The organism is Bacillus sp. IT-79MI2 (assembly GCF_949768135.1).
Classification (GTDB): domain Bacteria; phylum Bacillota; class Bacilli; order Bacillales; family Bacillaceae_G; genus Bacillus_A; species Bacillus_A pseudomycoides.
On record NZ_CATKPV010000011.1, the window covers coordinates 70,621 to 83,234 of the forward strand.

At 30.6% G+C, this 12,614-nt stretch carries 2 protein-coding genes; both read left to right on the forward strand.

Annotation, left to right across the window (positions count from 1 at the left end; translation table 11 throughout):
- The first annotated feature begins 278 nt into the window (after positions 1–278).
- Complete coding sequence (locus ACM6HU_RS00480) at positions 279–3,473, forward strand: non-ribosomal peptide synthetase (RefSeq protein WP_229161508.1); 3,195 nt, start codon at positions 279–281, stop codon at positions 3,471–3,473.
- 2 nt (positions 3,474–3,475) lie between these two features.
- On the forward strand, positions 3,476–12,613 hold the full coding sequence (locus tag ACM6HU_RS00485) for an amino acid adenylation domain-containing protein (protein ID WP_414847945.1): 9,138 nt from the start codon (positions 3,476–3,478) through the stop codon (positions 12,611–12,613).
- The last annotated feature ends 1 nt before the right edge of the window (position 12,614 follow it).

Below are 12,614 nucleotides of genomic sequence, written 5' to 3' on the forward strand. Positions count from 1 at the left end.
CGAATTCACAATGACATGGGCTATAAAATACATCTTAAGCAATGGAAGAGACAGCACGTAAGATTGCTTAAAAACTTAACTTTTTAGTGTCCAAAATATTGTCGTAGATCCAAAGATACATGTTGTATGTATTTATACCATGCGGTTAAAATCTCCGTCAATGACATTAGTATATACAAATTTAAAAAGGTCAAAAGCATACATTTAAGGGACAAAATGATTGAAAACACCCAAAAAATATATACTCAGAATTATATACTCAGAATAGGGAATGTATTATGCAAAAATCATTATTTAGGTTTGAATCTAATTATTTGGAAGAGGAGAAAAGAATGAAAAGTTTAATGTCAGAAGTACAAAAAAGATTATTTATTATTGATCAGTCACAAAATGAAAATATTACTTACAATGTGCCAATGGTTTTAAAATCCGATGGGAAAATAGATATCATTAAATTGAAAAGGGCATTAAATGCTCTAATTCAAAAACACGAAATTTTGAGAACGTCATTTAAATTTGAAAATGGTCAGTATTATCAAGTTATTGATAATCCGTATGAAATTTCTATTGAGGAAAGTTCTATTTATTCCAAATTAGATTTTGAAATTGAATCATTTATTAGACCTTTTAATTTATCAAGTAGTAAATTGTTTAGAGTTAAGGTGCTTCATATGAACGAATCTGACTTCTTACTGTTGGATTTTCATCATATTATTTTTGATGGTGGGTCTATGAGACCTTTCTTTAATGAGTTATCACAACTATACAAAGATGAAATATTGAAAAAACAAACAATACAGTACCGAAATTATACGATGTGGAAAAACAGTCAAAATGAATTAAGACATGAAAAGTTTTGGACCGATAAATTTTCAGATGGAGCACCAGTATTAAATTTATATACAGATTATACTAGAGGGCAATATAAATCATATAAAGGGAATGATTTTCAAATCATTATAGATAAAAAAATCCATTGTTCGATAAAGAAATTTTGCAAGGAAAACAAAATTAGTGAGTATTCTTTCTTCTTAGGTGCGTACTATATTCTTTTGAACAAAAATTCTTTACAAAAGGAAATAGTAGTTGGTACTCCAACGGCGGGAAGAAATCATCCTGAAACTCAAAATATGATTGGTATGTTTGTAAACACATTAGCTTTAAAAATGGAACTTGAAGAGGGTGTATCTCTTAGTGATTTTTTAAAGAAAGTTAATAGTGATTGTTTAGAGAGTTTTGAACACCAGGAATATCCATTTGAAAAATTATATGAAAAAATTTCATTTGAATCTGATAGTTCAAGAAACCCAATTTTTGATACTATGTTTGTGTTGCAAAATAATGAAATGCCTGAATATATGTTGGGTGATTTAAAATTAGAAATGTTGGATATTAAAAATAAAATTTCAAAATTCGATTTAACTTTATCTGTAGAAGAATTAACTGAAGAATATAAATTATCGTGGGAATACTGCGTTGAATTATTTAAAAATTCTACTATTTATAGATATTCAGAACAATATATTGAGATTATTAAAGAGTTGATTATATATCCCTCCAAGAAATTAAAAGACATTAATATAACCAATAAAAAAGAATTGGAGTTATTAGAGAAAGTATTTAACAATCAAAAAAAATCTTTAAACAGTCAAGAAACAATTATCGATGCATTTTCAAAAATTGTTGAAAAATATCCAAATAAAGTAGCTGTGAAATATTGTGAAGAAGAGATTACTTATCAAGAACTAGACATGAAATCAAGTATTATTCGTAATAAATTATATGATATTGGAATAGAAAAAGAAGAAAGAATTGGATTAATTACAGATAAATCAATTGAAATGATTATTGGAATATTAGGGATTTTAAAAGCGGGAGCAGCTTATCTGCCTATTGATCCAACCCATAAAACAAAAAGAATAAATTATATGTTAAAGGATAGCTCTGTTAAGACTTTAATTCTAGGACCTAATCATTTATCAAATGTAAAAGTGGAACAATTTGAAAGGATAAAAGAAATAATTGATTTTAAAAATTTAAGAGACGAAGAATTGGAGGAGTATCAAAAGATAAAATTCAATCAAAATAATCTTGCTTATGTAATCTATACTTCCGGAACGACAGGAAACCCTAAAGGAGTAATGATTGAACATAAAGGGGTTGTTAATTTAGCTAAAGCACAAGCTGAAATCGGGGGGTATATTCCTGGAGACGTCGTTTTACAATATTTTAATTATATATTTGATGGCTCTGTGTCAGAAATATTTTCAGCTTTGCTAAATGGATGTACATTAGAGATGATTTCTGAATCAATACGATTAGAACCAAGAAAGCTTATTAAAACTTTAGATAATAAACATTTTCAAGTTGTTCCTTCTATGTTTAGGGCAATGATTGATTTTGCAGTTGATAATAATATGGTAGAGGAACTATTAAAATTTAAGAAACTCTATTTAGCAGGTGAAACGTTATCGCTAGATTTGGTGGAGAAAATGAAAAGTTTAGGTAAAGAGAAAATAAAAGATATCTATAATTTATATGGGCCGACAGAAAATACAGTATGTGCAACGAGTTATAATCTTGGCACGCTTAAAAATGAAAGTAGTATTCCAATTGGAAAACCAGTTACTGGAACAAAGGTGACAATAGTTCAAAATAATCAAAGATGTGGAATCGGCATAGTAGGTGAAATTTGCTTAGCTGGTATTGGAATTGCTCGTGGTTACTTGAATCTAGAGACCATGACAAAGGAAAAATTTATTTTAAATCTACATGATTCTGAAGAAATATTCTATAAAACTGGTGATTTGGGAAGGTGGAATGAGAATGGAGATATTGAATACCTTGGCAGAATGGATGATCAAGTAAAATTTAGGGGTTTTAGAATTGAATTAGGTGAAATAGAACAAAAACTAAGGAAAATAGAATGTATTTCAGATGCAATTGTTATGATTAATAATGATACTGGTAATGAATATTTGGCAGCTTATGTATTGTCAAAAGACGAAATACTAACAGATCAGATAAACGATGCTTTATCAGAAAATTTACCAGATTATATGATTCCTAATTTCTATTTAGTAGTAGATAAATATCCGCTAACAGGAAGTGGAAAGATTGATAAAAAAGCCTTATCAATGATGGGGAATTTATCAACAGTTCTAGACCATGCAGTGGAAGAAAAATATGATTTGACTCAAAAATTAGTTAGAGAAATTTATACAAGTGTTTTATATGTAGAACAAATCAGATTAGATGATAATTTCTTTAGTTTGGGAGGGAATTCATTAAAAGCCATTCAAGTAGTGAATTCAATAGAAACAAATTTCAATATTAATTTCAATATAAAAGACGTTTTAGAACTGAAGACTATTAGAAAAGTTAGTGAAAAAATTGAAGAGGTTTTAAAAGGAAATGTTGATACTTCTTATGAAATGGAAAATATGATAATTGGTGAAGCGGAGGCATTATAGTAATGATAAAAAAATATAGGATGAGTTCTGTTCAAAAAAGATTATTTGCAATCGATCAATCGCAAGATGTTGGAACCTCATATAATATGCCTGTAATGATGAGTTTTGAGGGGAAAATAGAAAAAGATAAGTTACAAGATGCAATTAAAAAACTTTCTGAAAAATACGAACTATTGAGAACTACTTTTGCTATCCAAAATAATGAGTTTGTTCAGGTTGTTAGTGACTCACAATTAGTTACATTAGATTACTGTAATACTAAAAAAGTAGAAGATATTGAAAGTTGTTATGCAGATTTTATTCAACCATTTGATTTAACAAGAGGTCCTTTGATGAGAGTTCAGTTGATTGAAGAACTTAATGGAATGACTTATTTAATGATTGATATTCATCATATAATTGCTGATGGTGAGTCAATTGGACTAATTTGGAGGGATTTATCGAAAGCATATGCAGGTGAAGAATTAGAAAAATCTAAAATTCAATATAAAGATTTTAGTGCTTGGGCAAACAAGCTGGATTTAACAAAACAAAAGGAGTTTTGGATAAATGAATTTAGAGAAGACGTTCCAACAGTTGAATTAGTTACTGATTTCCCACGGAAAAATAAACAAAGTTACAACGGAAAAGTAAAAATCAAACAACTTAATAAATCATTAAATCATAAAATTGCCAAGATTTGTTCAGAAAATAGCTCAACTGAGTTTATCTTTTTTTTAGCAGTGTTCAATATTCTTTTGAGCAAATATGCTAGACAGAATGATATTATTATTGGATCGCCATTTTCAGGACGAACTAATGCTCAGTTACAGAATATGTTAGGAATGTTCGTCAATACGCTCCCTATTAAAACAGTAGTTGAGAGTAGCGAAAATTTCTTGAATTATTTAGAACAAGTAAAGGAAAAGTGCTTTTCCATCTACGAAAATCAAAATTACCCTTTTGAAAATTTATTATCTGATCTTGATTTAACCAGGGATTCGTCTAGAAATCCAATATTTGATATTATGTTTGCTCAAGAGAATACTTCTGAAGCGATTTACCTTGATACACTTAAGGCGAAACTAATTAATCCAGAAATAGTTACTGCAAAATTTGATTTATCATTAACTATGATATCCAAAAATGACGGGTATACAGTTGGGTGGGAATATTGTACAGATCTATTTAAAGACGAAACAATTACAATTATGGCGAAGCATTATGAAACATTATTAGAGAATATTTTGCATAATCCTAATTCTTTAATTAGTGAATTAAGTATGATTAACAAAGTTGAAGAAAAATTAATTTTAGAAGAATTTAATGAAACAGAAGCTTATTACCCTAAAGATAAAACAATAATACAATTATTTGAAGAACAGGTGATGCAAAATCCTGACGGTATAGCTGTAGTTTTTGAAGAAGAAAATTATTCTTATAAAGAAATTAATGGTCGAGCTAATGCTATTGGTGAAAAATTGAGAAATTTAGGCATTAAACCGGATGAAATAGTAGGTTTAATAAGTGAAAGCTCTGTGGAAATGATCGTAGGAATATTAGGTATACTAAAATCTGGAGCTGCTTATATGCCAATTGATCCAAAGCACCCTATAGATAGAGTTAGCTATATGCTTCACAATAGTGAGGCAAAGGTAATTCTATTCGGACAAGGAGGAAGTAAAACACTAAATCAATTACTTGTTGAGTTTAATGAGTTAGAAACGATTGATTTATGTAGTGATAAAACCGAAATTAGTAGTAATTTATTTCTTGTATCAAGCCCAAATAATTTGGCTTATATCATTTTTACTTCAGGTTCTACTGGTACACCCAAAGGAGTAATGGTGGAGAACCAGAGTGTGGTAAATGTTAGTTATTGGCAAATTCTAAATGGAGAGATTGATAATAAAACTAGAGTTATACAAAATTATAATTATATATTTGATGCTTCTGTTTCTGAAATTTTTCCTACTTTAATAGCAGGGGGAACTTTATTAATGCTATCAGAAGAGGATAAGAAGAACCCTAGAAAGTATTTGGAATTATTGGTTAATTCTCAACTTTGTTGTGTTCCTTCGATGTTTAGAGAAATTTTAGAATATGCAAAAGCACATAATTTGATTGATAAATTAATACAATTTGACAAATTATATTTAGCGGCAGAAGTATTACCGATAGAATTACTAAAAGATTATATGAACACTACTGGTAGGAATTTAAATCAGGTTTACAATATCTATGGACCAACTGAAACAACAGATTCGGCTATTTGTTATGATTTTTCAGGCATGAATAATGTAGAAAAAGTATTGATTGGTAGACCAATATCTAATTTAAAACTATATGTGTTGAATGAGAATCAGCTTTGTGGAATTGGAGTTCCTGGAGAATTGTGTATTGGTGGCGATGGAGTAACTCGGGGATATTTAAATAGACCAGATTTAACAGAAGAAAAATTTGTAGAAAATCCATATATTCCTGAACAAAAGATGTATCGAACGGGAGACTTAGCGAGATGGACTTCAGATGGAAATATTGACTATCTTGGTCGAATAGATGAACAAGTAAAAATTCGAGGCTTCCGTATTGAGTTGGGTGAAATTGAAAGTAAACTCAGAGCGATACCTGAAGTGTCAGATGCTGTCGTGTTGGTCAAAGAAAATAACGGCTCAAAGATGATTTGCGGATACATTATAACAGAATCTTCTGTGGAAGCTGCGTACTTAAAGGAAGAACTAAGTAAAAATTCACCGGAATATATGATACCTGCTTGTTTTGTGCAATTGGAAGATTTCCCACGAACTCGAACTGGTAAATTAGATCGTAAGGCCTTACCGGACCCTAGTTTTACAGATTTAGAAGAATATATTGAACCTAGAAATGAGAGAGAAGAAGCTATTGTACAAGCCTTTAAAGATGTGTTGAATATTGATGGATTACTAGGAATCGATGCGAACTTCTTTTCATTAGGTGGAGACTCTATTAAGGCGATCCGTATTATTTCGAAGTTAAGAGAAAAAGGGTACAGCTTAAAAGTCCCAGATATTATGGATAAAAAAACACCTCGAAGAATAGGACAAGGTGTTCAAGTGGAAGAGGTAGTGTTGGAGATTAACCAATCGGAAGTTATGGGAGAGGTTCCGATGATTCCAATTCAAAAAGCGTTTATGAAGCATAAAGGAATAGATAAGCACCATTTTAACCAATCCGTTTTCTTACAAATCCCTACGGGATTAGCACTCCTGCCTTTGAAGCAAGCGTTAAGATCATTGGCAATCCATCATGATATGTTAAGAGCTACTTATAGAGACGGGAAACAAGTTATTCTACCTATAGCTGAAAGTGAATTAGTAACAGTAGAAAGCTATGATTACACCACGTTCCCATTGGAAAAAGCTTATTACATGGTTGATGAGCAGGCTACTAGAATTCAAGCTAGTATGGATTTGGAAAATGGTCCACTTTTAAAGGCTGGAATCTTTAGTCTAACAGATGGTGATTATCTCCTTTTGAGTATCCATCATTTAGTGGTAGATGGTGTCTCTTGGAGAATTTTGGTGGAGGATCTTAAATCGGCCTATGAAGCTGCTAAAAAAGGGAAGGAGATTAACTTTCCTCCTAAAACTCACTCTTTTAAGGAGTGGAGTTTAGCACTTCAATCTTATCGTGAAAGCTCTCAATTACAGTCTGAAGTGAATTATTGGCAGACAGTTGAGTCTAAAGTGAATGATGGGAAATTGTTATTGCCTGTAAAAGAAGGAGAGTTATACTTAGATCCTCAAAAAGTAAAAATGTCTTTATCTAAAAGAGAGACTGAGGACTTACTACAAAAAGCCAGCATGGCTTATTCAACTGAAATCAATGATTTACTATTAACGGCGGTTGGTCGTGCGGTGAACAAGATGACAGGTCAAACTTCTTTAGCTATTCATATGGAAGGTCATGGACGTGAAGCGATTGTGGATCATGTGGTCATTGATCGTACCGTCGGCTGGTTTACTAGTACGTATCCAGTTGTCTTAGAGGAACTTGGTGATTCCATCGGAACGGATATTAGTAAGACTAAAGAAAACTTACGGAGAATCCCTCATCATGGGATTGGATATGGCATTCTTAATAAATTGGGGGAGACCGTTCTTGAGGGAGTGGAACCGGATTTAACCTTTAATTATCTTGGAGAGTTTCAATTTAGTCAATCCGGAGAAGATTTTTCAGAGAGTAGTCTTTCACATGGAAGGGATGTTTCAGAAAAGGATACTTTCCATACCAAATTATCTTTAGATGGTGCAATCTCAGATAAAAAATTAAGTTTAGTTTTAAGTTTCAATGGTTCAGAGTACTTAAAAGAGGAGATGAATACTTTTATACAAGCAATCAAAGATGAATTACTAGAAGTAATTCACCATTGCTTGGGACAAAAAGAAACCATTCGGACACCTTTTGACCATGGAGAAGAATATTGGTCACTTGAAGAATACAACAAAGTTGTTCAAAAGTATGTGGAAAAGGGATATGAGATTGATCGCATTATCCCAATGACAGGGATGCAAGAAGGAATGTTGTATCACAAATTGCTAAATGAAGAGTCAAGTGAGTATGTTGTTCAAAGTGTGTATTCCGTTAGTGGCTTAAACTCTGTTGAGAATTTAAAATTGAGTTTGGACTTATTAAAAGAAAAGCACGGCGTGCTTGAAACCAGTATTGTGTATCAAAATGTAAGTGAACCAAGACAAGTTATGTTAAAGGGAAGAGCTATTGAATTTAATGAAATCGACCTTTCCAAATCAAAAAATCAAGAGAAGGAAAAAGACACCTTCTTAAAAGCAGATGTTCGAAGAGGTTTTGACTTAGAAAACGATAGTTTAATTCGTGTAGCTTTAATTCACTTAGAAAATGAACCATTTCAATTGGTGATTAGTTTCCATCATATCATTATGGATGGCTGGTGTACTTCAATTTTAATGAATGATCTAATCCAGTTTTATTCTCAATTGGAAGCGGGGCTACAAAAAAATAAGATTAATGATACTTTATCATCTAGATATGATTATGAGAGTTATATTCGCTTAATGCAAAAAAATGATAAGAAAGCTGCGCGAAACTATTGGGTAGAATTATTAGAAAACTATGATAATGAGTCTGTAATTAAAGGATCTGTAGAAAATAATTCAATTGATGGAGAAATCCGAGTACTTGAAGTTGATGTAAGTATAGAAGAGACTCGAAAACTTGAAGAATTATGTCAATTTGAAAGTTTAACATTAAATACTGTGGTAGAGGCTGCATGGGGGATATTATTACAACACTATACAAATCAAAGTGATGTTGTATATGGAAAAATAGTATCAGGTAGAAATATTAATATAGCTGGTATCGAAAATATGGTTGGATTGTTTATAAATACAATTCCAATTAGAGTTGAAACAAAAAACAAAGAAACCTTTTTAAGTATGTTATCAAAGATACAAAAACAAGCTATTAAAAGTAGCGAATTTGATTATTGTCCCTTAGCAGAAATACAATCGCAATGTACAAATTTAGAAAATGATTTAGTCCAAACAGTAATTGCTTTTGAAAATTATTACACACAGGAAGGTCCGCAAGAGACAGCGCTAAAATTGGAATTATTAAGCGGCAGAGAAGAAACTAATTATCCTTTAACTGTAGCTGCGTATAAAGATGAGGCCTTAAAGTTTGGTTTCATGTATCAAACAGACAAATTTACAGAAAGTGATATTATTTCTATTTCTCATCATTTCATAAAAATTATCAAAGAAGTAATCGCTAAAAAGGATATTTTAATTGATGAAATTGAGTTTATTGATGAAGAAGAAAAACATCTGTTGATGAATAACTTTAATAATACTACGATGAATTTTGCTAATTCTAAATTAATTGTAGAAGTATTTGAAGATGTAGTGAAGAATAATCCTGATAAAGTAGCTTTGAAATTTAAAAACCAACTTGTTACTTATAAAGAGTTAAATAACTGGGCTAATTGTATTGGTTATAGTTTAAGAAATTTTGGAGTAGGTAAAAATGATGTAGTGGCATTGGTGACAGAAAAATGTAGTGCAATGATAGCTGGGATATTAGGGATATTGAAATCTGGGGCAACATATTTACCTATTGATGCATCTCATCCAGATGAACGTGTGAATTACATGCTTGATAATGCATCAGTTAATGTAATATTAAAAGGCTCTGGAAAAACATTAGGTTCAGAAATTTTGAATAATTATAATTCTATTACTATAAATGATATTAGTATCGAAAGTATGCCAAACTTACCATATATAAATGATATAGAAGATTTAGCCTATATTATTTATACATCTGGGACAACAGGGAATCCTAAAGGTGTAAAAATTAATAATAGGAATGTACTAAATTTAGTAGAATGGCAGAAAAATAATGCGGAATTCAACAATAAAACGGTTGTCTTGCAGTATTTTAATTATATATTTGATGGATCGGCATGGGAAATATTCCCATCGTTATTATCAGGCATCACCTTAGAAATTGTGCCAGAAGAATGTAGGAACGATCCCTCATCTTTAATTAATATGTTCAAAGATCGTCAATTGACAATAGTACCGTCTCTTTTTACAGCGTTAATGGAGTATGCAATGGAAAATAATATGATAGAACAATTTAATTCGTTTGATAAATTATTTTTAGCAGGAGAAAAGCTCCCTCTAGATGTGATAAGAAAATATCAAAATATTTCTAATGGAAAGATTGATGATGTATTTAACGTATATGGTCCAACAGAAACAACGGTTTGTTCAACTTACCATAGGTTTAATTCAAAAGAAAAAATCAAAGAAGTATTAATTGGTAAGCCTATCGGTAACACAAGGTTATATATTTTGAAAGGAAATAAACTATGTGGTGTTGGGGTTGAAGGGGAACTTTGTATTGCAGGTGAAGGTGTTAGTGATGGATATGTTAATCAACCTGAACTTACAAAAGAAAAGTTTGTTGAGAATCCATATACACCTGGAGAACGTATTTATAGAACCGGAGATTTAGCAAGATGGACTTCAGATGGAAATATTGATTATCTTGGTCGAATTGATGAGCAAGTAAAAATTCGAGGCTATCGAATTGAACTTAGTGAAATTGAAGGGGAACTTAGGTTAATTAATGGTGTAAAAGATGCAATTGTGATAGCTAAGAGAATTAATAACACTCATGAACTATGCGCATATATTTTAAGTGAAAAAACAATTGATTTTGATTACATTTATAAAAATTTAGAAAGAGAGTTACCTGATTACATGGTTCCCCATTATATGACGGTAGTAAAAGAATTTCCTAAAACTAAGTCAGGGAAGGTTGATAAAAAAGCATTGCCAGTTCCTAAATTGATCGTACAGAACAAGTATGAAGAACCTAGAAATACTATGGAACAGGTGGTGATTGATATATTCAAAGAAGTTCTGGAGGTTTCTGAAAGAATAAGTGTTAATGATAGTTTCTTTGATTATGGTGGTGATTCACTAAAAGCTATTAAAGTTATTTCAAAACTTAGACAAAAAGGCTATGACTGCAATATTAGAGAAATAATGGATAGGAAATCAGCACGGAAAATCAGTGAATTCTTTGAAAATGAAAAATTATTACTTACAAAAGAAACAAAACAGAATGTGAATTTCAATTTAGATGAATATATTTTAAAAGAATATGGAACAGATATTTATAGTAAAGAAAAAGTGGTTTTAGTTGATAAAATTAAATATCGTATTCTATTTGTAGAAAACATTACCTTGAATTTAAAGAAAAGAATTTTAGAGGCGATAAATCTTAATATGCAGCCGGAAGTTTTTCCAAATTATATTTTAGATATGAAAGACTCTGGGGAATTTAGGGATAATATGTCGAAGTCGGAATTTAAAATGGTTCTTTCTGATAATGAGATTAGTGAAAATATTGTTAGATACAAGAAATTTGATAGAGCAAACTTACAAAAATCAGTCGAAATGGATAAAGTTGATGTGTATTCGCCATCCCCAATACAAGATTATCTTTTAGCATTACCTTATTCAATTATTCAAGATGAAATTACTATTCGAGGAGCCTACCATGCTGAGGACGTCATTAAAGTTATAAAGTATTTAATCGAAGAGCATGGCTCATTAAGAAGTGTACTATTGAAAGCTAATGGATTCAATCTAATAGGAGAAATTGCAATTAATGAAGCCCCAGGTATTGAATATATTGATTTGAGATATAGCTCTTTAGAAACTTATAATCAAACAATGAAAGAAATGAAGTCTATTAATCGTTATAAAAATATTAATGAATGGGATTTATTAAGTAATATTTTTATTGTTCATGAAGATGAAATTACATTTAGTATTCATATTTCATCACATCATAGTGTTTGGGACAAAGGAAGTTCATTGATCTTAGAAAATGAACTTGTTGAAATACTTGAGAATGGGTTAAAACGTAATATTTCTAGAAGTAAGTATGCTGATTATGCAGAACTTTCTAATGGATTAACAGAAAGTGAGGATAAAAAACTAACTAAATTTATTTCAGAGTATAAGAGATCATTGATAACTTATTCTCAATTAAATTATCAAAATGACATTGTTCGTTTGGAGCTCGCTGTTTTGACAATTCCAGAAGAGATATTAAGCAGTTTTGATGAAGAAGTATGGGGTCTAATAGAAATGATATTGGATGTAATAGTCTTTGAAAATAAACTTACTAATGGAAGTGATGTAGTTCCATTGCAATTAGTGCAAGAAGAACGAAGCAGTATTGACCATAAATTTATGAATCAAACTGGACCTATAATCGATATGCTTCCATTAATGAAGAAATCAGATTTCTCAATACTGGACCAAATTAATCAAGTTAATTTAATGAAAAAAACTTTTGGATTAAATTGGTTAAATATCTTTAGAAACAACTTTAAATTGATGGATAAAGTTTTGTTAATTAATTATTTAGGTCTCTATGAGATGAATTACAAAGATTATATTGAAGACATAAGTTCTGATAATTATGAAGCAGCAAGAGAGATAACGTTTAGTAAATATGAAGATAAATTACTAGTTCGTTACCCAGTATTTGAGAACTGTAATAAAAATATTAAAGATCTGTTACTGGAAAAAATTAATCCATATATGCAAGTTAAATAAA